22 protein-coding genes are annotated in these 19,917 nt (G+C 70.1%); 14 read left to right on the top strand and 8 right to left on the bottom strand.

The window, feature by feature from the left end; translation table 11 throughout:
* Window positions 1-117 precede the first annotated feature (117 nt).
* Window positions 118-1,488 (top strand): MEDS domain-containing protein, encoded by a 1,371-nt coding sequence (locus NR798_RS42505; protein ID WP_375768317.1) that lies wholly within the window; start codon window positions 118-120, stop codon window positions 1,486-1,488.
* Here NR798_RS42505 and NR798_RS42500 read toward each other — a convergent pair.
* Window positions 1,454-2,266 carry an alpha/beta hydrolase gene (locus NR798_RS42500; protein ID WP_375773910.1) on the bottom strand — a complete coding sequence of 271 codons (813 nt, stop codon included), beginning with the start codon at window positions 2,264-2,266 and terminating at the stop codon, window positions 1,454-1,456. The genes NR798_RS42505 and NR798_RS42500 overlap by 35 nt on opposite strands.
* Before the next feature lie 63 nt (window positions 2,267-2,329).
* Here NR798_RS42500 and NR798_RS42495 point away from each other — a divergent pair, with 63 nt between their 5' ends.
* Entirely contained in the window at window positions 2,330-2,614 is a 285-nt protein-coding gene (locus NR798_RS42495; protein ID WP_375768316.1) for a DUF3467 domain-containing protein, read from the top strand.
* Window positions 2,615-2,668: 54 nt separating this feature from the next.
* Here the strand turns inward: NR798_RS42495 and NR798_RS42490 are convergent, their stop codons facing one another.
* On the bottom strand, window positions 2,669-3,625 hold the full coding sequence (locus tag NR798_RS42490) for an endonuclease/exonuclease/phosphatase family protein (RefSeq protein ID WP_375768315.1): 957 nt from the start codon (window positions 3,623-3,625) through the stop codon (window positions 2,669-2,671).
* Window positions 3,626-3,852: 227 nt separating this feature from the next.
* Here NR798_RS42490 and NR798_RS42485 point away from each other — a divergent pair, with 227 nt between their 5' ends.
* Genes NR798_RS42485 through NR798_RS42470 form a run of 4 tightly spaced genes read left to right on the top strand, consistent with a single transcriptional unit; the run spans window position 3,853 to window position 7,795 of the window.
* Window positions 3,853-4,608, top strand: coding sequence for a hypothetical protein (locus NR798_RS42485; protein WP_375768314.1), 756 nt, complete (start codon window positions 3,853-3,855; stop codon window positions 4,606-4,608).
* Window positions 4,605-5,507: an oxygen-dependent coproporphyrinogen oxidase gene (gene hemF / locus NR798_RS42480; RefSeq protein WP_375768313.1), complete on the top strand. Its 903-nt coding sequence runs from the start codon at window positions 4,605-4,607 to the stop codon at window positions 5,505-5,507. Before NR798_RS42485 ends, hemF begins: the two co-directional genes overlap by 4 nt.
* A 15-nt stretch (window positions 5,508-5,522) precedes the next feature.
* Window positions 5,523-6,014: a hypothetical protein gene (locus NR798_RS42475; RefSeq protein ID WP_375768312.1), complete on the top strand. Its 492-nt coding sequence runs from the start codon at window positions 5,523-5,525 to the stop codon at window positions 6,012-6,014.
* Between the two features lie 50 nt (window positions 6,015-6,064).
* Window positions 6,065-7,795: a hypothetical protein gene (locus NR798_RS42470; RefSeq protein WP_375768311.1), complete on the top strand. Its 1,731-nt coding sequence runs from the start codon at window positions 6,065-6,067 to the stop codon at window positions 7,793-7,795.
* A 3-nt stretch (window positions 7,796-7,798) separates the two neighbouring features.
* Here NR798_RS42470 and NR798_RS42465 read toward each other — a convergent pair whose 3' ends face one another.
* The 4 genes from NR798_RS42465 to NR798_RS42450 are packed head-to-tail and all read right to left on the bottom strand — an operon-like array spanning window position 7,799 to window position 9,720.
* Entirely contained in the window at window positions 7,799-8,131 is a 333-nt protein-coding gene (locus NR798_RS42465; RefSeq protein WP_375768310.1) for a DMT family transporter, read from the bottom strand.
* An 8-nt stretch (window positions 8,132-8,139) separates the two neighbouring features.
* The gene (locus tag NR798_RS42460; RefSeq protein WP_375768309.1) at window positions 8,140-8,871 is read right to left on the bottom strand and encodes an AAA family ATPase; all 732 of its coding nucleotides are present in this window, start codon (window positions 8,869-8,871) and stop codon (window positions 8,140-8,142) included.
* Complete coding sequence (locus NR798_RS42455; protein ID WP_375768308.1) at window positions 8,868-9,260, bottom strand: DUSAM domain-containing protein; 393 nt, start codon at window positions 9,258-9,260, stop codon at window positions 8,868-8,870. Before NR798_RS42455 ends, NR798_RS42460 begins: the two co-directional genes overlap by 4 nt.
* Window positions 9,261-9,264: 4 nt before the next feature.
* The gene (locus tag NR798_RS42450; protein WP_375768307.1) at window positions 9,265-9,720 is read right to left on the bottom strand and encodes a hypothetical protein; all 456 of its coding nucleotides are present in this window, start codon (window positions 9,718-9,720) and stop codon (window positions 9,265-9,267) included.
* A gap of 221 nt (window positions 9,721-9,941) precedes the next feature.
* Between NR798_RS42450 and NR798_RS42445 the strand changes: the two genes are divergently transcribed.
* The 3 genes from NR798_RS42445 to NR798_RS42435 all read left to right on the top strand — a co-directional run bounded on the left by NR798_RS42445 (window position 9,942) and on the right by NR798_RS42435 (window position 11,728).
* Window positions 9,942-10,559 (top strand): RNA polymerase sigma factor, encoded by a 618-nt coding sequence (locus tag NR798_RS42445; protein WP_047860775.1) that lies wholly within the window; start codon window positions 9,942-9,944, stop codon window positions 10,557-10,559.
* Window positions 10,560-10,628: 69 nt separating this feature from the next.
* Window positions 10,629-11,267, top strand: a complete 639-nt coding sequence (locus tag NR798_RS42440) for an anti-sigma factor family protein (RefSeq protein WP_375768306.1) — start codon at window positions 10,629-10,631, stop codon at window positions 11,265-11,267.
* Window positions 11,264-11,728 carry a hypothetical protein gene (locus tag NR798_RS42435; RefSeq protein ID WP_375768305.1) on the top strand — a complete coding sequence of 155 codons (465 nt, stop codon included), beginning with the start codon at window positions 11,264-11,266 and terminating at the stop codon, window positions 11,726-11,728. The genes NR798_RS42440 and NR798_RS42435 overlap by 4 nt, the downstream gene beginning before the upstream one ends.
* Before the next feature lie 3 nt (window positions 11,729-11,731).
* Here the strand turns inward: NR798_RS42435 and NR798_RS42430 are convergent, their stop codons facing one another.
* The gene (locus tag NR798_RS42430) at window positions 11,732-12,274 is read right to left on the bottom strand and encodes a hypothetical protein (protein WP_375768304.1); all 543 of its coding nucleotides are present in this window, start codon (window positions 12,272-12,274) and stop codon (window positions 11,732-11,734) included.
* Window positions 12,275-12,617: 343 nt separating this feature from the next.
* Between NR798_RS42430 and NR798_RS42425 the strand changes: the two genes are divergently transcribed.
* From NR798_RS42425 to NR798_RS42410, 4 genes are all read left to right on the top strand, one after another.
* Window positions 12,618-12,857, top strand: a complete 240-nt coding sequence (locus NR798_RS42425) for a chaperonin (RefSeq protein WP_375768303.1) — start codon at window positions 12,618-12,620, stop codon at window positions 12,855-12,857.
* Window positions 12,858-13,099: 242 nt separating this feature from the next.
* Window positions 13,100-14,431, top strand: a complete 1,332-nt coding sequence (locus tag NR798_RS42420) for a hypothetical protein (protein WP_375768302.1) — start codon at window positions 13,100-13,102, stop codon at window positions 14,429-14,431.
* Between the two features lie 39 nt (window positions 14,432-14,470).
* Window positions 14,471-16,540, top strand: coding sequence for a cation:proton antiporter (locus NR798_RS42415; protein ID WP_375768301.1), 2,070 nt, complete (start codon window positions 14,471-14,473; stop codon window positions 16,538-16,540).
* A 103-nt stretch (window positions 16,541-16,643) separates the two neighbouring features.
* Window positions 16,644-18,419 (top strand): hypothetical protein, encoded by a 1,776-nt coding sequence (locus NR798_RS42410; RefSeq protein WP_375768300.1) that lies wholly within the window; start codon window positions 16,644-16,646, stop codon window positions 18,417-18,419.
* A gap of 22 nt (window positions 18,420-18,441) precedes the next feature.
* On the opposite strand, the gene NR798_RS42405 is transcribed toward NR798_RS42410, so the two are convergent.
* Window positions 18,442-19,065, bottom strand: coding sequence for a DUF4142 domain-containing protein (locus tag NR798_RS42405; RefSeq protein ID WP_375768299.1), 624 nt, complete (start codon window positions 19,063-19,065; stop codon window positions 18,442-18,444).
* A 187-nt stretch (window positions 19,066-19,252) separates the two neighbouring features.
* On the opposite strand from NR798_RS42405, the gene NR798_RS42400 reads away from it, so the two are divergent.
* Window positions 19,253-19,900 carry a hypothetical protein gene (locus NR798_RS42400; RefSeq protein WP_375768298.1) on the top strand — a complete coding sequence of 216 codons (648 nt, stop codon included), beginning with the start codon at window positions 19,253-19,255 and terminating at the stop codon, window positions 19,898-19,900.
* Window positions 19,901-19,917: the final 17 nt, after the last annotated feature.

Here is a 19,917-nt window from a genome sequence, read left to right as displayed (position 1 = left end):
TGGTGATGTGGCCGTGTCCCAAGGGGCGGAATGCCGCGCGTCCAGGGTTTGTCTCCTCTGTCCTCTAACTACCTACACCCGCTCCTCAGCCAGCGGAGCAGAAGGAAACAAGAGCGGATGGAGATTCAGCGAGAGCTTCAGCGCATGGGCCACGGCGACCACTTGTGCCTCGTCTACGAGAACGCCGAGGAGCAGTGGGACGCGGTGATTCCGTACATGGCCGAGGGTCTGGCGCGCAACGAGGCCTGTCTGTACGTCATCGACGACCGAGGTCTCGACGAGGTCCGGCAGGCCTTCATCGCTCACGGGGTGGACATCGATGCGCACGTGCGCTCGGGCCAGTTCGTCTTCGCCACCAAGCGCGAGGCCTATCTCGCCTCCGGTGCCTTCAACCCGCAGGCGATGATCTCCTTCCTGGAGGAGACCGTGCGGGAGGCGGCCGCCGCGGGCCGGACGGGCTTCCGGGTGGCGGCCGAGATGACGTGGGCCCTGGGCCAGGAGTGCGGGTGTGACCGGCTCATCGAGTACGAGGCCCTCGTGAGCGACTTCTTCCCGGGCAACCGGGTCTCGGCCATCTGCCAGTACAACCGCAAGCGCTTCGGCGCGGACCTCATCCGCGATGTGCTGCGCACCCACCCGGTGGCCATCCTCGGCAACCAGGTGTGTCCCAATCTCTATTACGAGACGCCCGCCATGGTGCTGGGCCAGGGCTCCCCCGAGCAGCGCGTGGAGTGGATGATTCAACAGCTCCAGCGCTTCCGGGGCGCCGAGCGCAAGCTGGAGCGTGCCGTCCAGGCCCGGGATGAGTTCCTCTCGGTGGCCAGCCACGAGCTCAACACGCCGCTGACGTCGCTCAAGCTCCAGGTCCAGTCCCTCACGCGTGCCTTGTCCCGTGGGGATGGGGCGTCCTTCACGCCGCAGAAGGTGACCAGCATCATCGATCGTACGGACCGGCAGCTGCGCCGGCTGTCCCGGCTGGTGTCCGACCTGCTCGATGTCTCGCGCATCCACGCGAACAAGATGGTGCTCGAGCTGGAGCACATGGAGGTGCGCGAGCTCGCCGAGGACGTGGTGGACCGCATCTCGGGGGAGTTCACGCACATGGGCGTGCGGCTCGACGTCGCCCCGGGGCCCCAGGTGCTGGGATACTGGGACAGGAGCCGGCTGGAGCAAGTCCTCATCAACCTGCTGTCCAACGCGCTCAAGTACGGCGCGGGCAAGCCGGTGCGGGTCGAGGTCGCGGCCGATGGGGCGCGGGTGTACCTGTCCGTGAAGGACCAGGGCGTCGGGCTGCGCGAGGAGGACCGCGCGCGCATCTTCGAGCGTTTCGAGCGGGCCATTAGCGCCAGCGAGGCCAGTGGCCTGGGGCTGGGGCTCTACATCGCGCGGGAGATCGTCCAGGCGCACGGGGGCGACATCTCGGTGGAGAGCCGTCTGGGAGAGGGCTCCACCTTCACGGTGTCCCTGCCGCTGGGCGCGTGGGCGTAGTCTCAGCCGGAGCAGGCCGGAGCCGGTCGAAGAAGCTCCCCACCTCGGAGGCGAGCAGTGGCCCGCCCTTGTCCCGGGGGATGATGTGGAAGCCGGCGCTGAGCGAGATGAAGCGCACCTGGGGCGAGGCGGTGAGGCCGCGCACCAGCACCTGGCCGCACGCGGGGTCCACCACGTGGTCCTGCTCGGCCACCGCCACCAGCGCGGGGCTGCGCACCCGGTTCACCACGCTCATCGCCATGTCCTGCAACTCCCACAGGTCCTGCAGCCGCGCCGAGGGGAAGGCCGGGAGGATGGGCGCCTCGGCCAGCACCGCCGGATCCGACACGTCCGTGCCCGTCTTGTAGACCCACGGCTTCACCCGCTCGAGCAGCCCGTGGCGCCGCAGCCGCTTGAGCAGCCACATGTGCGGGCCCTTGAAGCGCAGCGCTGGCGCGACGAGTGCCAACCCCTGCACCTGCTCCGGGTAGTCCGCCGCGAGCCGCAGCGCCAGCAGCGCCCCCATGGACAAACCCGCGACAAAGATGCGCCGGTAGCCTCGCAGGGAGAGCAGCGCCTGGGCCGCGGCCTGGGCCCAGTCGCGATGGCTCACGCTCAACAGGGCCTCGGGGGTAGAGCCATGGCCCGGGAGCTGCGGGGCCCGCACGTACAGGCCTCGTGCCGCCAGGGCCTCGCCCAGCGGGCGCACGTCCCAGGGGCTCCCCGTGAAGCCGTGCAGCAGGAGGCAGGCATCCTCTCCCCGCCCCAGCTCGAACGGCGCCGTCTTCTCCGGGTCCATCCGCTGTGCTCGCACCATGACTCAGTCTAGTCACCGTGCGTTTCTGGCGGTATGCCCCCCCCCATGTCGGATACGCCCAAGCCCCCCGATGTCTCCTTGCAGATTCAACTCGATGACGACGTGGCCAATGGTCATTACGTCAACATGGCGGTCGTCAATCACACGGAGACGGAGTTCACCCTGGACTTCATCTACGTCCAGCCGCAGCAGCCCCGCGCCAAGGTGCGCTCGCGCATCATCCTCAACCCCAAGCACGTCAAGCGCCTGCTGGCCGTCCTCCAGGAGGGGGTCTCCAAGCACGAGGAGCGTTTTGGCCCCATCGTCCTATCCGAGGACGGCCGGCACTGAGGGCGCTCCCGCCCGCGGGGGGCACGGGCGGGAGGCTCCCTCGTCAGCGGCCGCTCACCACGTGTAGCGGGAGAGCACGGGGAAGTGGTCGCTCGTGGAGCTGCTGTAGTTGGAGATGTACGCGTCCACCCGGTATGCCTGCACCGAGCCCGCGACGTAGGCCGCCTGGAGCTCGTTGGTGACGAGCTGGTGGTCGATGGCGTCCGGGTAGCTGGCGGTGGTGGAGATGCGCGCGTCGGACAGCGCCTTGGTGGGGAAGGTGTAGTCGAGCGAGTCGTCCACGAAGTTCTTGTACGGGGACGCCTTGCCCGAGGTGATGGAGGTGTCCACGTCGTCGTTCCAGTCGCCGAACACCATCACCTTGGTGGTGGGGTACGTGCTGTCCAGGTAGGACTTGAGGGCCTGCGAGGCGTTGGAGCGGCGCTGCCAGCTCGTCGAGTCGTTGAAGGCCTTGGCGTGCAGGACGATGACGACGATGTCCTCGGTGCGGCCGTTGAGGCTCACGCGCAGCTTCACCTCGAGCGGCGGCCGGCCGGCGAAGTCATAGTCATACGAGGTGAGGATGATGCGGGCGCTCACCACCGAGGCGACGCTCGTCTTGTAGACGATGCCCACCTTCTGCTCGCTGGAGCTGTAGTAGCTGCTGCCGCTCGTCACGGTGGAGGCGTTGGCGAGCAGGCCCGCGTAGCCGGGCAGCTGCGAGACGAGGTTGTTGAAGCTGGTGACGCTCACCACCTCCTCCAGGCCCCAGATGTCCAGGTCGGCGCCGTTGATGACGTCGCGCGCGTTGGACAGCTGCAGCGACTCGTTGGTGGGGCCGTTGGAGGTGGAGCCGAACCACTCGAGGTTCCAGTTGCCGAAGTCGAGCGTGGTGGCGGTACCCCGGGCGGGGACGGTGACGGCATCCTCGCGCGTGGCGAGCCCGGACTCGGACTCGAAGTCGTCGGGAGTGCCACCGCACGCGGCGGCGAGCGAGGTCAGCAGCAGCAGGGACAGGCGCAGACGGTTCATGGGGGTTCTCCGGGTTGAGCGGATGGGGCGCGCGGGGTGGAAGGCTGCCCACCTCGCGGCCAGGCGAAAGACTCGGTGACGTTCCCGCTGGCCACGAGTTTCCGGGCCCGCTTCCGGCCCCGACGGCGGGTTGCGTCATGGCCCGGGTGTCCTGGCGGACGGAGTCTCCGGGCTTTGTGTCCGGATGCTGGCCTCCGGCGCCGGGTCAGCGCAGACTCGGGGGTCTCGTGCACTTCGTCGTCCTGCTCCTCGTCCTGATGCTGTCCGCTCCGGCCGCACATGCCGACTGTCCGTCGGATGGCGTGCAGGTGTTCCCCATGCCCGGCGCGGTGGTCCCCACCAATACGCGCTTCCTCCTGGAGGGCCTCGGCGCCTTCAGCTCGCGGGTGGCCGAGCTGCCGGGCCGTGTCCTGCGGCTGCAGGCGGACGGCCACGAGGTGGAGGTGCGCATCCAGCGCGGCTGGACGAGTGCCCTGGGGCGCTCCACCGTCGTCCTGCGGCCCTCGGGCCCGCTCAAGCCGGGCCACGTCTACACGCTGCGCCTGGACGACGTGCTGCCCGGGGCGAAGGTGCTCAACGGAGGGGGCGCCACGCTGCCCGAGTGGCACAGTGGCCGGGGGCAGGACGTGGCGCGCCCGCGCTGGCTCGAGCGCCCCGCCGTGAGCGAGGGCCTCTTCCGCCGCACCCGCGAGGGCACGGAGCGCTTCGTCAAGCTGCGCATGTCCCTGCGCGAGGACAGCCCCTCCTACGTGGTGGTGACGCTCTGGCGGCGCGGCCAGGACATGGCGCCCCAGCACTACTTCACCCCGCTGCACGACGGCGTGGCCCTGGTGGGACACCAGGCCTGCGGCGGGGCCTTCGCCCTGGAGGAAGGGAAGAGCTATCGCGCGAAGTTGGAGGTCTTCGACGCGGCGGGTAATACCGCGCCCGCGGTGCCCAACCTGCAGTTCGAGGCGCCCGTGGCGACCCAGGAGAATCCATGACGGTGGACGTGGAGCGGTTGAAGGAGCGGATGGTGGAGTTCATCCACGGGCTGCAGGACGACATCTGCGGCGCGCTGGAGCAGATGGATGGGAAGGCCCGGTTCCGCGAGGACCCCTGGCAGCGGCCGGGCGGGGGGGGCGGGCGCAGCCGCGTGCTGGAGGACGGGGCGGTGCTGGAGAAGGGCGGGGTGAGCACCTCGGTGGTGTTCGGCGAGCTGGAGGAGGCCTTCGCGAAGAAGCTGCAGGGCGAGGGCCGTACCTTCTGGGCCGGAGGCATCTCGCTGGTGCTCCACCCGCGCAACCCGCACGCGCCCACCGTGCACGCCAACTACCGCTTCATCCACCAGGGCGGGAAGGCGTGGTTCGGCGGCGGGGCGGACCTGACGCCGCACTACCTCTATGACGAGGACGCGGTGCACTTCCACCGGGTGCACAAGGAGGCGTGCGACCGGCACGATCCGGCGTACTACCCGCGCTTCAAGGAGACGTGCGACAAGTACTTCTACCTGCGCCACCGCGAGGAGTCGCGCGGCGTAGGAGGCATCTTCTTCGAGAACCTCGGCGGGGACCTGGAGCGCGAGTTCGCCCTGGTGCGCGACGCCGGCCGGGCCTTCCTCCCCGCGTACCTGCCCATCCTCGAGCGGCGCAAGGACCTGCCCTTCACGGAGGCGCAGCGCTTCTGGCAGGAGGTGCGGCGCGGGCGCTACGTGGAGTTCAACCTCGTGTGGGACCGGGGTACCACCTTCGGTCTGGAGACGAAGGGGCGCACCGAGTCCATCCTCATGTCGCTGCCCCCGCAGGTGCGCTGGCGCTACGACCACCACCCGGCGCCCGGCTCCGAGGAGGCACGGCTGGTCGAGGTGCTCCGCAACCCGCGCGACTGGGCCGGCGGCCGGTAGGGAGGAGGGTTCATCGTGGAGAGTCCCGTTCCCGACGAGCCGCGCGGCGCCCGGAAGAAGCTGGGGCTGGCGGCGGTGGTGCTGGGTGTCCTGGTGGTGCTCGGCGGTGCCTTCTTCTTCCTCCGCCGAGGCGGAGGCGTGGGGGATCCGTCGCTCGCCAACGAGGCGCGCGTCAACGTGCTGCGCCTGTGTGGCGATGTGCAGTCCTTCCGTGACGAGCACGGCGTCTTCCTGGCGGCGGGCCCGGTGCCCCGGGAGGTGCCTCGGGGCGGCGAGCCCCTGCCCTTCGAGCCGGACGACCACCTGAAGCAGCTCGGTTTCAACCCCGGCGAGCACGTCCACTACCAGTACCAGGTGGTGGTGCAGGAGACGCCCCTGGGCGAGGCGGAGGTCACCTGCATCGCGCGCGGGGACCTGGATGGGGATGGGCAGGTGTCCGTCTTCAGCGTCACCCTGGATGCCAACGGGATGACGTCTCCGGTGAAGGTGGAGCGGGAGACGGAGTAATCAGGGGGCCCCCTGGCAACTTGTCCGCTGGCCGGACGACAATCCAGGGGATGAGCCACGCCGGAAACATCAAGGGCGGTGCTGGACCCTTCGTCGGTCCGTCCCCGGGCCGTTCTCCCGAGGGCGGTGCCCCAGGCCGTTCCTCCGAGGGCGGCACTGCGGGCCATGGCGGACCGGGCCCGGGTGCCGGGGGGGCTCGCGAGGAGCGGACGCGCATCGGCCGCTTTCCGGCGGAGGCCGGGTCCCCGAGTGCTGGCGGACTGCCCGAGGAGCGGACACGCATCGGCCGTGCGCCCACGCAGGCGGAGATGCCGCGCCCGAGCGAGACGAAGGAGTCGAGGCCGACGGGCATCTGGAATTTCACCGAGGACGGCCTGGAGAACCGGGGCGAGGCGCGCTCCGGCAGGGTCCGCGAGGACAGGACCGCCGGCCGCTTCGAGGGCCCCGAGGGACAGGAGCGCCCTCGGTCCACCGGCGAGCGGCCCGCGCTGCGCACCCGGACGCAGGAGGGCGCCGAGCGCGGCCCCCGCTTCGAGGACCCGGGCTCCCAGAGGACGACGGGCGAGCGGCCCCGGCTGCGCACCCGGACGCAGGAGGGTGCCGATGCCGAGCGCGGCCCCCGCTTCGAGAACCCGGGCCAGGAACGCCCCCGTGCCACGGGCGAGCGGCCCCGGCTCCCGACCGGCGAGCGGCCCCGGCTCCCGACCGGCGAGCGGCCCCGGCTATCGACTGGGGAGCGGCCCCGGGTGCGAACTCGGACGCAGGAGGGTGCGGAGCCCGGTACCCGCTTCGACAACCCGGCCTCGCCGAGGACAGCGGAGCGGCCCCGGCTCCCCGAGCGGCGTCCCGTCGAGATTCCGCGCCAGGGGGCCGAAGCCGTCCCGGTGCCCGTGTCCACGCCAGACGGCCTGGAAGCGTCCGGGGACGCGAAGCCATTGGAGGAATTGCTGCCGGCGTTTCCCGAGCCCATCGGGCAGGAAGCGCTCGCCCATCACTTGGGCGAGGAACTGCGCTTCCTGGGCGCGGAGCTTCGTCCCTCGCGGCTGCCGCCTTCCGAGCGCACCGCGCGCCTCTGGGCCTTCTTCCTGGCCTATGCCCAGGCGAACGCGAAGGACCCGGCGGGCCAGAGCGAGGCGGGACGTGCGCGCTTCCACGAGGTGCTCACCGAGCATGGCTTCTCCGCCCTGTACGACGTGAACAGCGGCCGGGACGGGGTGGAGGTGGCCATGGAGCTGCTGAAGGCCCGCTCCCCGCAGGAGCTGAACGAGAAGCTCGCCAACGTCCGCATCGAGCCCCGGCCGGAGACGCTGCCCTCGGAGGTGTCCATTCCCGTGGAGCAGCACACCGCGCCGCCCGAGCTTCCGGAGACGGGCCAGTCCGCCACCCAGGCGCGGAAGGACAGCCCGTTCGAGCCCGCCGCCGAGCGGCAGGTGCAGCAGCAGCCCAAGCCGGAGCAGGCGCGATTCGATCAGAAGGAGCAGCTCACCCCGCTGGCGCTCCAGACGAATGCCGCGCCTCAGGGCGTGGTGCTGCCTCCGGGCCTGAAGACCCAGGCGGACCCGCGGGTGTCCGTGAACCCGGAGGACGAGCTCCCGGGCCGAGACCGGCAGGGCACGAACAAGCGGCTGGGCGCGCACATGCTCTGGAATGCGCTGCACAGCCTGCGCGACTCGCCCGAGGACACGGCGGTGAAGCGGGAGCAGTGGAGCCAGCTGGCCTTCGGGGCGATCATCACCCTGGTGGGGGCGGCGCTGATGATCGCCATGCTGGCCAGCCTGTGAAGCTCAGTGGGCGGAGCTCTTGGAGAACAGGTTGATGACGAGGCAGCCGCCGAGAATCATGGCCATGCCGAGGAGCGCGGGGGCATCGAGCTTCTGCCGGTAGAGCACGTAGCCGGCGGTGGCGACCAGGACGATGCCGAGCCCGGACCAGATGGCATAGGCGATGCCGACGGGAATCACCCGGAGCGACAAGGTGAGGCAGTAGAAGGCGATGCCATAGCCCGCGAGGACGAGGAGGCTGGGCCAGGGCCGGGTGAACTCCGCGGTGGCCTTGAGGGAGGAGGTCGCGATGACCTCGGCCAGGATGGCGATGCCGAGATAGACGTAGGCGCGCATGCTTCGAGCTACTCCTTGCAGAGGACGCGCTTGAAGGCAGCCCAGTGTTTCGTCTCTTCCGGCTGTATCGGCGGAAGATCCGGGCGGTCGAAGTCGAGCAGGCGCGCTCCTTGGATGGACATGATGATGGGCGAATGGGTGGCGATGACGAATTGCCATCCGCCGCCCTGCGCGGATTCCTCGATCGCCTTCACGAGCTGCAATTGCCGCATGGGGGAGAGGGCGGACTCGGGCTCATCGAAGAAGAAGAGCCCGCCCTGTCTCTTCGCGCCGAACACGGCGGAGACGCCCTCACCATGTGAGCGCTCCCGAAGCGACTTCCCTCCGTACCGCGCATAAGGGTCACCCATGAAGTCTGGGTCTTCCTTCCGCTTGTCCAGGATGCGGGCGAAGTCCAGGAGACTCTCCGCGCGGAAGAAGAAACCATCCCGTGGCCGGGTCCTGAACTTGGGGCGTACGGCGGCGGCGAGCAAGGACGCACGGCGCTCGGAATCAGGCAGCTCGTTCCTGCTCCCGCCACCCCCGGGCAGCCCCGCCAACTCCGCGAGTGCGCTCAGCAGGGTGGACTTGCCGGAGCCGTTCTCCCCGACGAACAGGGTGACGGGTCCGTCGAGCGTCAGGTCGAGCTCCTTCACGTATGGCAGATGGAACGGGAACTGGCTCCAGTCCTGGACGCGCTCTTCGACGATGTACGCTCCCAGGAGGAACGGGGGCCCTTCCGGCGATCGGGTCAGTGTCATGCGTCCTCGGCCATCTCCTCCAATTGCCCCTCGGCAATCTCCCGGTACAACGGGACCACCTCTGCGGCGAGCACATCCCGCATCTGCTGGCGTGCCCCGTCGAGGTCTCCTTTGTCGCGAAGGCGATACATCCGGTGCAGTGCATCACTGAGGCGATGGGAGCCATCGCGGATGCGCGCCCGGATGGTGAAGAGCAGAGCGGTGGCGCTCTCCACGCTGTCGAGGGCCGTTTGGGCCTGTGCCTCGGTGATGGCGACCGTGGGGGCGGTGCGCTGCAGAAGGTCTCGCACTTCCTGGGTGAGCGCCAGCGCTTCACCCTGTTGAACCCGGTTTTCCAGCACCCATAACTGGTTCCAGACCGCATCCAGCTCCGCGTCTGAAGCCTCCATCGCTTCACCCCTTCTTGCTCCGACGTGGCCTGCACATGGCCATGGGCCATTCCTGTTGCCCCTCGCATCGCCGGAGGCATTCGTAGCAAGGCCCGATCCAGTTCTGCCGCAGTTTGCAGGCAACGTAGTTTCTGATGCACCGCTGCTTCCACTCCGGCAGGTCCTTGTTGTTGGCGAAGTCGTCCTCCTCGGAATCATCCGCGGCGTTCTGCGCGGCCTCGTCGGCCGTGGGCTCCGCGGCCATGTCCAACACCATGTCTCCGAGAACCTGGTCCACCTCCGGCACGGTGGCAGCGCAGCTCTCCACCGGGCTCAACGGGAACTTCTTGATGCAGCAGTTCGTCGAGGGCTCTCCAGGCCGGCAGTCCGTCAGGGAGAGCGAGCCCATCGCGCAACTCGAGGCGAGCACGCTCCCCAGCACCAACATCCCCAGGCTCCAGGCCCGATTCAGGCTTTTCATGTAAATCAGGCTAGGCCGTAGGGGCATCAGGTCCAGTTCGAGGCGGGAAGCAAGACCGCCCGTACCTCGTTCCCCGCCTGCTTCTCCGCCGCTCATGCGGGCATTGGCCTCGGACTGTTACCGGCAGGGCCTGTCCGCCCGAGTGGCCGCCCACCGGTGAACGGCCGCCTCCGCGCACTATTGCTTGGGGGGCGGGGCGCTCATGGTAGGGTGGCGCACCCTTGGCTACCGACGATCTCACTCTCGTCAAGCGCGTCCGCGGCGGAGACCAGCGCGCCTTCAAGCTCCTCGTCGAGCGTTACCAACGCAAGGTGTACGCCGTCGCGCTGGGCATGCTGAAGGACAAGGAAGAGGCGATGGACGTCTCCCAGGAGGCGTTCGTCAAGGTCTACAAGTACCTCGACCACTTCAAGGGCGACTCCTCCTTCTACACCTGGCTCTACCGCATCACCGTCAACATCTGTATCGACGTGATGCGCCGCAAAGGCGCCTCCGGCGGAGAGACCGAGGAGTTCGACGAGTCCGTCGCCAATGACCTGTCCGAGGCCCGCATCGGCGCCCTGGGCAGCCGCCTGGGCACCAACCCCCAGAAGAGCGCCCTGCGCCGCGAGCTGGCCGAGAAGATTCAGGAGGCCCTCGCCGCCGTGCCCGAGAAGCACCGCGCCATCCTCCTGCTGCGCGAAATCGAGGGCATGTCCTACGAGGATCTCTCCCGCACCCTGGACATTCCCAAGGGCACGGTGATGAGCCGCCTCTTCCACGCCCGCGCCAAGGTGCAGAAAATCCTCAGTGAATACCTGGAGTTGGACGAGGCGAAGAGTGGAGTGGGCAGTGAGTGAAAGGGACTGGAATATCGGTGCCCCGCTCCCGTCCAACCCGCACGTCCCCCATTACGCCGGGTGAGGAACATGGCCGGAAATCCCGCGTGCGAGCGCTTCGTCCCACTGCTGTCCCCCTACATCGATGGGGAGCTGTCCCCCGCTGACCGCATCAACGTCGAGCGCCACCTGGGCGCCTGCCGCGACTGCGCCAGCCGCGCCGCCGACCTGCGGGCCGAGTCCGCCCTGCTGCGCGTGGGGCTGGAGATGGCCGTGGACGAGGTGGACTTCAAGGACTTCACCCAGCGCGTCATGGCCCGGGTGACGCCCGAGCGGCCCCCCCTCCTCGAGCGGGTGCGCATCTCCCTCTCGGAGCTGTTCCTCTACCACCGCACCGCCATGGTCTCCTCGCTGGCCACCGCCGCGGTGCTCGCCCTGGTGTTGATTCCCCTGGTGATGCACCAGAACGACGCCCCCATGGGCTACGGCGCGGACCGGATGCGGGTGCGCGCCGTGCGCGCCTCCGCGGGCGCCAAGGTGGCCCCGGTGGTGCTCGAGTCCGATGATGGCAACACCATCATCTGGGTGGTGGACCAGGACACGGCTCCGGCGCACGATGCCTCGGCGGCCGAGCCCAGGCCCGGCGACACCTCGGACGAGGTGGACGACGGCGAGCCGCTGAAGAAGGGCCCGGCCAAGGCAGATCCACCCAAGGGAGGAGAGCTATGAGGACGACGACGCGCATGCCGGGGGCCCTGCTGGCGGTACTGGCCCTGCTGGGGCTGGCCCTCGTGCCGGGGGCCGCGCTGGCCCAGGAGCAGAAGCTCAAGGTGGAGGTGGAGGTGGTGCTCGTCTCCCGCAAGGGCACCGAGGTGGACCCGCCCCAGCTGCAGAAGATGAAGGAGACGTTCCAGCGTCAGAACTTCAACTTCACCTCCTTCAAGCGCCTCTCGCAGCAGTCCATCGAGGTGAACAGCAAGGAGCCCACCGAGGTGAAGCTGCCCAACGGCGTCAACGCCTCGCTCAAGCTGCTGCGCATGCAGGGCGACACCGCCACCCTGCGCGTCGAGGTGCCGCAGCTGTCCGCCGTGGACGTGGAGCTGGGCCGCGAGGGCGCCGTCTACCAGCGTGCCGGCAAGCACGTGGGCGGCGAGCTCATCATCGTGCTCTCCTCGCCGCCCGCGAAGTAACCCTCACCAGCTGATGAGGTAGGTGCAGTCGCTGCCTCCCTTGTGGCGGCAGCCCAGCGGCGCGTGCTCCACGCGCACCCAGACCGAGTCCTTCGGCCGGAAGCGCTCGCACAGCGCCTCGATGATTCCGTGGTCGAAGTTGCACGGGTAGGGGTTGTCGCAGACCATCCGCCCGCCGTGCCCCGCCGTGTCGAAGCGGTAGCCGCCGATGTTGCCGCTCTGCTGGCCCCGGTGGTTCATCTGGTAGGCCACGTTGAGCGAGCGCAGCGCCTGCTCCAGCGTGGTGATCTCCGGCGGGAACTTCGCGTGCTCCGGCACCTTGCGGCCCACCGCCCGCATCGTCACCGGGCCAATCTTCTCCTCGATGCTCTTGATGGCCGTCAGCGCGTTGCGCATGGGGTACCACCCCTGCGGCTCCAGCTGGGGGATGCCGTTGTCCGCGAGGATCTTCATCGCCCGGGACTTGAGCAGCTCCATGCCTCCGATCATCGCCATGATGGACTGGCCCAACACCTGGACATCGGGGGGGATGACGCGGTTGTTCATGGTGGTGGCTCCCAAGGAGGACCTCATCAGATGAGAAATGGAGAGGCCCGAGTAGATGCCATCCCCGGGGGGTTGGGCAGGGGTTGCTGGGCCGAGCGTGCGGTGCACGACGCTGCGGGGGAGGGGGCCGGTTCCGGTCATTCGTTCCGGGCGGCTCCACCCCCCTTTCTGTAGAAAAGTCAGTCCCTGGCACGGGGCCCCCCAGACTCTCACCTTGTGGGAGCCCAGTGATTCCAAGGGTTTGTGCGCAGGCACGCGGGTTGCTCAGAGAGTCTGACGTCGGGCGGCGGCGTGGGGCGTCGGCAACGAGACAGGCAACACAGACTTGAGGGAAGGGCGAACCATGGCGAAGACCCAGCGTGGTGGACAGGTGGCGAAGGTGGCGCGTCAGGTGAAGGGCACGGCGGGGCGGGCGGTGGCCAAGGCGAAGGCGAGCCGGCCGGTGCGCAAGGTGCAGGTGACGCTGGGAGATTTGATCGCCGCGGCCTTCGATGTGGCGGGCGAGACGAAGGCCGCCGTGCAGCTGGTGTCGTCGCGGGCCATGACCGAGGCGACTGGCAAGCAGATCGTCTTCGTGGGTTGAGACGCGGGTTCGGGCAGCGGCCCGCGTCCAGGGGAGGCCGGGGGCGAGGAGGGGAGTGGGGAAGGGCGGGGCCGGGGCAGGGCCTCGCTTCCGGAGCCCCCCTCTGGACGCGGGCCGAGGCCCATCTCATGGCGCAAGAGGTCCAGCGGCTCGCCTGCTCATTTTCCGAGGAGGCGGGCCGCTCGCATGTTCGCGGTGCTGTCACCGGGCAGGGGGCGGGAAGCGCGGTAGAGTGACGCGCCATGATTGGTGCCCTCGTTCTTGCCTCCGTGCTCCATCAGGCCCCCAAGGCCTTCGTCGAAAATCCTCCCGCGCCCGCGGAAGAGGGCATCCAGTTCCAGGCGGCCCTCGAGGTGGGCGGACAGGCCCTGCCCTCGGGCACGGGTGCCAACGCGATGGACGTCTTCGGAGTCGCCTTCCCGCGCCTGGGCGTGAAGGGCGGTGAGGAGTTCGAGTTCGAGCTGGGCGCGCCGCTGCGCGTGCGGCTGCTCGACCAGGAGCCGCTGCAACTGGAGCAGGACTACGGCGGCCGGCTGCGGCGCCAGGACTGGGACGAGCGCAGCGACTTCGCCCAGCTTCTGCGCCACCTGCGCATCGGCCGGGACGATGGCCGGGTGCAGCTGCGCGCGGGCAGCTTCTCCACCTACTCGCTCGGCGCGGGCTGGCTGGTGAACCGCTACCACAACCGCATCTCACCGGACTACCACCCGGCGGGCGCCAACGTGGTGGCGTACCTCGGGCCCACCCGGGTGGAGCTCTTCGCCAGCGACGTGCTGGCCCTGCGCCTCTTCGCCGCCGAGGTGCGGTTGGACCTGGGCCGCGTGCTGAGCGACCAGGACACGGCCTTCGACCGCTTCCTGCTGTCGGTGGACGTGGCGCATGACTTCGGCAAGGCGGGCGGTGAGACGCCGGCGCTGTCCGCGGCGAGCGTGGGCTTCCAGGCGGGCGTGGTGAAGAAGGACACGCTGCAGTTGTGGCTGCAGGCGGCGGCGGGCGCGCGGGCGGACACGCTCGTCGAGTCGGTGCCGGACTACGGCGCGGCCTTGGGCCTGGTGGTGCGCGGCCAGCCCAAGGAGATGGTGGACCTCACGGGCCGGCTGGAGGCGCGGCGCCAGGGCGGCCGCTTCCGCTTCGGCTTCTTCGGCGCGGGCTACGAGCTCGCGCGCTTCTCCGGCGTGGGCCTGAGCGAGCAGCCGCTCGCCGAGGAGCTGCTGCCGGGGACGTTCTCCGGCTACGGCGAGTTCGCGGCCTCGGTGAGCCCGTTCGGGCCGGAGGACCTGGAGCTGACGGCGAGCGCGTCCGGCGAGTACTTCGTCAGCACCGGCCGGGTGGACGCGGACGCCATGCTCCAGGCGCACCTGCCGGGCGGCAAGACGGTGGCCGAGCTGCGCGTCATCCTCACCGACCTCACCGTGCACCCGCGCTACTCGGCGGCCCTCGCGGTGCGCCACCGCTTCCTGCCCTCCGTCTACGGGCTCGTCACGGCGGGCCGGGAGCACTTCCCGCAGGCCGAGGGCCACCTGCGCCACGGCTTCACGGCGGGCCTGGGCCTGGGCGTGGACTTCCAGCGCTGAGGCCGTTACGGGAGGCTGAGGCGCGAGGAGGTGTGCGCCATGCAGGCTCCCGAGCTCCTCCAGGAACTGGTGGTCGTCTTCGGAGTGGCGGTGGTGGTGGTCCTGGCGCTCAGCCGGTTGCGCCTGCCCACCATCGCCGGCCTCATCGCCGCGGGTGCGCTCATCGGCCCGAGTGGCCTCGGCTGGGTGCCCGACACCTGGCGCCTGGAGGCCCTGGCCGAGCTCGGCGTGGCCCTGCTGCTCTTCGGCATCGGGCTGGAGTTCTCCCTCGAGCGCCTGAGGCGGCTGTGGAAGGTGCTCACCCTGGGAGGAGGCCTCCAGGTGGTGCTCACCCTGCTGGCCGTGGTGGCGGTGGCCACGGCGCTGGGCGTCTCGCCGCGCAAGGGCATCTTCCTCGGCTTCCTGGTGGCGCTCTCCAGCACGGCCATCGTGCTGCGGGCACTGGGCGATCGCCTGGAGACGGAGGCGCCCCACGGGCGGCTCATCATCGGGGCGCTCATCTTCCAGGATTTGTGCGTGGTGCCGATGATGCTCGCCATTCCGCTGCTGGCGGGGCAGGCGGTGGGCGCGGCGTCCATCGCCTGGGTGCTGGCCAAGGCGGCGCTGCTGGTGGTGGCGACGCTCGTGCTCGGACGGTTGGCCGTGCCGCCGCTGCTGAAGGCCGTGGTGGGTACCCGCCGGAGGGAGCTCTTCCTCCTGGCGGTGCTGGGGCTGGGCGCGGGCATCGCCTGGCTGGCCTCGCTGGCGGGCCTGTCGCTGGCGCTGGGGGCCTTCATGGCCGGGGTGGCGCTGGCGGACAGCGACTACGGCTACCAGGCGCTGGCGGACGTGCTGCCGCTGCGCGAGACGTTCGCCAGCCTCTTCTTCATCTCCATCGGCATGCTCTTCGACGTGCGCGTCGTGGTGGAGCACCCGGTGCAGGTGGCGGCGCTGCTGGTGGGGGTGCTGGTGGGCAAGTCGGTGCTCGGCGGGGTGGGGGCCCTGGTGATGCGCTTCCCGCTCCGGGTGGCGGTGCTGACGGGCATGGGGCTGGCGCAGATCGGCGAGTTCTCCTTCGTGCTGGCCAACGCGGGGTTCCACGTGGGGCTGCTGAGCGGGGCGGAGCGGGATCTCTTCGTGTGCATGAGCGTCCTCACCATGGCGGTGACCCCGGTGGCGCTGAGCTTCGCGCCCCGGCTGGCGGCGGGGGTGGCGCACCTGCGGCCCCTGGAGGTGCTATTCGGCGCGCATGGGCCGCACCGGCTGGAGCCCGAGCACGAGGAGCTCTCCCAGCACTTCATCGTCGCGGGGCTGGGCACCGCCGGACGCATGGTGGTGCGGGCCCTGCGCGCCAGCAACCTGCCCCACGTCATCATCGAGTTGGATCCCCACGTGGTGGCCGAGGCCCGGCGGCGCGGCGAGGTCATGTACTACGGCGACATCACCAGCCCGGAGATCTTGGAGCGCGCGGGCATCCACCGGGCGCGGGCGCTGGTGCTGCTCATCAGTGACCCGGAGGGCTCGCAGCGGGCAGTGTCGGCCGCGCGGAGGTTGTCGCCGGACGTGCCCATCCTGGTGAAGGTGCCGCGGCTGCGGGACATCGGAGACCTGCACCAGCGGGGTGCGAGCGACATCGTGGCCGGCGAGTTCGAGACGGCACTGGAGGCGGTGACGCGAGTGCTGCACTCGGGCGGGGTGGCGGAGGAGGCCATGAACGAGCTGCTGGCCGCGCTGCGCCACGAGGGCGTCCCCGAGCACGGCCCCGTCTCCGGGCCCCGGCGCATGCTGGGGACGATGGGGGGACTGCGGCGCGGCACGGCCACCACGTGCTCGCACCTGGAGCAGCTGCGCCACGACGTCCTGCCCCGCACACCGGGCTGCGAGGCGTGCATGGCCCTGCACCTGCGCTGGCACAACCTGCGGATGTGCCTGACGTGCGGCCACGTGGGCTGCTGCGACGCGTCCTTCGGCCGGCACGCCGTGAAGCACTTCGAGGCCACGGGACACCCGCTGATGCGCTCCTTGGAGCCTGGCGAGCACTGGGGCTGGTGCTACGTGGATGCCATCGAGATCGACCCGACGCCGCCTCCTCCTCCGCTGGAGCCCGCGCGGCCCTCGGTCCACGCGTGATGACGGGGGGCCAGGGAAGCTCGCCCGCTCGCTCGCACGCTGGCGGGTGTTCTTCCCACCGTGCCTGGACCCGGCCCCGCTCCATTGAAAAGATGGAGGCTGGATGAGCATCCCGATGACGACGGCCCCGGCCTCCACTCCGCACGCGCGCTGGCGGGCACTCGCCGCGCATGGGGGCGCCGCCGCGCTGATCCTCCTCCTGGTGCTCTACCTCTTCTTCGAGGTCCTCTCGGAGCTGGGCTTCCAGAGCCGCGAGACCTTCTGGCTGTACCTGCGCGTCCACCAATACGCCGTGGAGCTCGCCGCCGGGCACTTCCCTCCGAGAGTCTTCCCGGACGCCGTGGCGGGAGGAGGCGCCGCCTTCCCGTTCTTCCACCCCCCGCTCGCGTACTGGCTGTCCGCCTTCCTGGGCCTGTGCACCGGCGACATGGTGGTGGGCGTCAACGCGTCGTTCCTGCTGTCGGTGCTGCTCTCCGGGTGGGCCATGTACGGCATGGGCATGGCGCTCACCGGGAGGCGCTGGCTCGCCCTCATGGGGGCCCTCCTCTACGTCTCCCTGCCGTACCGCTTCGTGAATGTGTTCGTGCTCGGTGCGCTCGAGGAGGCGTGGACCTTCGTCTGGTACCCGCTGGTGCTCACCGGGGCATGGTGGACGGCGGCGCGCGGGCGGCTGTCCTGGCTCCTTCCCCTCTCCGTGGCGGCGCTGCTGCTCACCCATGCGGTGCTGGCCCTCTACTTCCTCGGCCTGTGCGCGCTGGGGCTGGTGGGCTGCCGCTCCTGGCTCGGCTGGCGCGGCGCGGGGCGCGTGGCCGGAGGAGGGCTCCTGGGCGGGGCCCTGACGCTCTGGCACTTCCTCCCCTCGCAGCTCGCCCTGGCGGACGTGTGGGCGGGCGTGCCGGAGGTGATGCGGAGCGTGCCCGGCTTCGTCCACGGCCACCGCGTCCGGCCGTGGCAGTGGTTCGACGAGCACCCGAACCGGTGGAACGGCGTCTCCACCTTCGAATTCGACAGCATGTGCTTCTCCCTGGGGCCGGGCCAGTGGGTGGTGCTCGCGCTGGCGGCGGCTGCCTATACCGTGGTGGCGAGGCGTGGCCTGGCGGTGGGAGACGCGCGGTTGACCTCGCTCGCGAAGACCCTGGCCGTGCTGTGGGCCGGCTGTCTCCTCTTCATGGCGGCCCCGCTCCCGTTCCTGAGTGTGCTGCCCACGGCGTTCAGCGCCATCCAGTTCCCCTGGCGCCTGCTCAACGTGACGGCGTTCCTCTCGCTCGCCGCCGCCGGGCTCTTCCTGGCCCGCGCTCCCATCAGCCCGCGCCTGGGCGCCGTCATCACCAGCGCGGCGCTGGTGCTCGCCGTGTCCACGCCGCCCTACCAGCGCACCAACAGCCTGGTGGCGGATTGGGATGACGCGGCGATCAACCGCTGGACGCTGCGGCGCAATGGCGCCAGCGGGTACACGGCGACCGGGGAGTACCTGCCTCGCGCCCACCCCGTGAAGCAGTGGGTGTACCGCGTGTCCCAGCCACCGGAGCCCAGCGGGAACATCCAGGTGCTCGGGGCGGAGCGCGAGGGCTCACGGTGGAGCGTGCGAGTCGATGCGCCCCAGGGCGGTCCGCTCGTGTTGCCCCTGGTGGCCTATGACTTCTACCGCGCCACCGGGGACGGGGAGCGGGCCCTGGAGACCTTCTCCGAGCAGGGGCTGCTCGGAGTGCGGCTGCTCCCCGGGCAGTACACCTTCACCGTCGAGCCCGGGACGACGCCCGCCGGATGGGTGGGCGCGTGGCTCGGCGTGGCGGCGCTGGGCGGGGTGTTCCTGCTCACGTCCCGGCGGCGGAGCCCGTGGCTCCTGGCCTTCACGGGCCGGCGCGCGCCCCCGGCGTGAACCCCGGCTCCTCCCCAGGGGGTTACTTCTTCCCGCTGTCCTTGGCGTCACCGCCCGTGCCGGTGCCGGCGCCACCCGTGCCGAGGCTCGCCGCCTGCTGGCCCAGGAGCTGGTAGGCCTGCTCGCGCAGCTTCAGCAGCTCGGGCTGCATCTCCGAGAGCACCGCGGCGAGCGGCTGTCCGGAGAACATCTGCTGCCCCGCGAGGACGCTCAGCAGCAGCCGGTCGTGGTCACTCACCTGGGCGGCGAGGAAGGCCTGATCGAACGCCTCGCCGGAGAGCGTCTTGAGCTTGCTCTCGGTGGACTTCTCGGACGCGAGCGTGCTCCGCTCCTCGTCCGTCCTGGGCTTGAATGCGCCGGATTGCAGCTTCTGCTCCTTGAGGTGCTTCTTCAGCCGGTCATCGAAGGCCTGGTGGCTCTTCACCAGCGTCTCGGAGAGCTCCTTCACCTGCTGCGACTGGCTGTTGCGCTGGGCCATCCGGCCCTCGTCGATGATCTCCCCGTGCAGGTAGAGCATCCGCTCGACGAACTGCTTCGGGTCGGTGGAGAACGTCATCCCCCGGAAGTCCATCGTCTTGTCGCGGGCCTGTCCCTGGGCGGCCCACAGCATTCCAACGAGCAGCAGTGCGTTCGCGACGTGTCTCATGGTGCTCTCCTCTGGCGGTGCCATTGCCCGCACGGGGGCAACGCTATGGAGGGGGCACACCCGGGACACCAGGGGGAGCGCGCCCGGCGGGTGCGCCGATGGACACTCGCGGCGCGTCAACTTGTGATGCTGGACGTTCAGGGCCCCCAGCGCGGGCCAGGCCGCGGCGCGCTATGCTGGGCGCGTCATGGACATCTTGGATTGGGGCCAGAGGGAGCTCATCGTCTTCATCGTTGTCATGGCGGGTCTCTACCCCCTCGTCGCCTGGGGCAACCGGAAGGCCCTGATGCGGGAGGAGAAACGGCAGGCCGCCTGGGCCCTCATGGCCGGGCCGCTCGGACTGACGTACGAGAGGGGGGGCACCCTCACCGGAGAGCGCGAGGGCCTGGCCGTGCGCATCGGCACGGAGGCGGGCGAGAAGCTGGGGGGCGTGAAGGAGAACAGCACGGTGTACGTGATGCGGGTGGCCGTGCCCGGGAAGCTGCCCCGGGACTTCGTCGCCGCGCCGCGCAAGTGGGCGTCGTTGCTCGAGACGGTCGGCGCCCTCAACGTCTTCAAGGCGGGAGAGCCCGTGCTCGACAAGGCCCACATCTTCCAGAGCGCCCATGTCGAGGCGGGCCGGAAGCTCATCCAGGATCCGGACGTCCAGCAGGCGCTCCGCGGCCTCGTGAACCCCGAGGGCGTGAGCTTCGTGCAGGGCGACCACGTGGGCCTCGCGTTTCAGACCTCCACCTTCCTCGAGGATGCCGGCAAGGTGCACCACACCCTGGAGCTGTTGGTTCGCGCGGCACACGCGCTCGCGAAGGCCCAGGAGCGGCTCCAGCTCGCCGCCTGAGGGGCGGGCCCGGAGCC

It is taken from the genome of Archangium gephyra, assembly GCF_042230915.1.
In the GTDB taxonomy this organism is placed as follows: domain Bacteria; phylum Myxococcota; class Myxococcia; order Myxococcales; family Myxococcaceae; genus Archangium; species Archangium gephyra_B.
The sequence above is the reverse complement of the archived record's forward strand: the minus strand, read 5'-3'. Positions and strand labels throughout refer to the sequence as shown.

What these genes read in the sequence shown, in the direction of transcription:
- NR798_RS42505 (WP_375768317.1), top strand. Translation starts at nt 118, where the DNA reads ATGGAGATTCAGCGAGAGCTTCAGCGCATGGGCCACGGCGACCACTTG.
- NR798_RS42500 (WP_375773910.1), bottom strand. Translation starts at nt 2,266, where the DNA reads ATGGACCCGGAGAAGACGGCGCCGTTCGAGCTGGGGCGGGGAGAGGAT.
- NR798_RS42495 (WP_375768316.1), top strand. Translation starts at nt 2,330, where the DNA reads ATGTCGGATACGCCCAAGCCCCCCGATGTCTCCTTGCAGATTCAACTC.
- NR798_RS42490 (WP_375768315.1), bottom strand. Translation starts at nt 3,625, where the DNA reads ATGAACCGTCTGCGCCTGTCCCTGCTGCTGCTGACCTCGCTCGCCGCC.
- hemF (WP_375768313.1), top strand. Translation starts at nt 4,605, where the DNA reads ATGACGGTGGACGTGGAGCGGTTGAAGGAGCGGATGGTGGAGTTCATC.
- NR798_RS42470 (WP_375768311.1), top strand. Translation starts at nt 6,065, where the DNA reads ATGAGCCACGCCGGAAACATCAAGGGCGGTGCTGGACCCTTCGTCGGT.
- NR798_RS42465 (WP_375768310.1), bottom strand. Translation starts at nt 8,131, where the DNA reads ATGCGCGCCTACGTCTATCTCGGCATCGCCATCCTGGCCGAGGTCATC.
- NR798_RS42460 (WP_375768309.1), bottom strand. Translation starts at nt 8,871, where the DNA reads ATGACACTGACCCGATCGCCGGAAGGGCCCCCGTTCCTCCTGGGAGCG.
- NR798_RS42455 (WP_375768308.1), bottom strand. Translation starts at nt 9,260, where the DNA reads ATGGAGGCTTCAGACGCGGAGCTGGATGCGGTCTGGAACCAGTTATGG.
- NR798_RS42450 (WP_375768307.1), bottom strand. Translation starts at nt 9,720, where the DNA reads ATGAAAAGCCTGAATCGGGCCTGGAGCCTGGGGATGTTGGTGCTGGGG.
- NR798_RS42440 (WP_375768306.1), top strand. Translation starts at nt 10,629, where the DNA reads ATGGCCGGAAATCCCGCGTGCGAGCGCTTCGTCCCACTGCTGTCCCCC.
- NR798_RS42435 (WP_375768305.1), top strand. Translation starts at nt 11,264, where the DNA reads ATGAGGACGACGACGCGCATGCCGGGGGCCCTGCTGGCGGTACTGGCC.
- NR798_RS42430 (WP_375768304.1), bottom strand. Translation starts at nt 12,274, where the DNA reads ATGAACAACCGCGTCATCCCCCCCGATGTCCAGGTGTTGGGCCAGTCC.
- NR798_RS42425 (WP_375768303.1), top strand. Translation starts at nt 12,618, where the DNA reads ATGGCGAAGACCCAGCGTGGTGGACAGGTGGCGAAGGTGGCGCGTCAG.
- NR798_RS42420 (WP_375768302.1), top strand. Translation starts at nt 13,100, where the DNA reads ATGATTGGTGCCCTCGTTCTTGCCTCCGTGCTCCATCAGGCCCCCAAG.
- NR798_RS42415 (WP_375768301.1), top strand. Translation starts at nt 14,471, where the DNA reads ATGCAGGCTCCCGAGCTCCTCCAGGAACTGGTGGTCGTCTTCGGAGTG.
- NR798_RS42410 (WP_375768300.1), top strand. Translation starts at nt 16,644, where the DNA reads ATGAGCATCCCGATGACGACGGCCCCGGCCTCCACTCCGCACGCGCGC.
- NR798_RS42405 (WP_375768299.1), bottom strand. Translation starts at nt 19,065, where the DNA reads ATGAGACACGTCGCGAACGCACTGCTGCTCGTTGGAATGCTGTGGGCC.
- NR798_RS42400 (WP_375768298.1), top strand. Translation starts at nt 19,253, where the DNA reads ATGGACATCTTGGATTGGGGCCAGAGGGAGCTCATCGTCTTCATCGTT.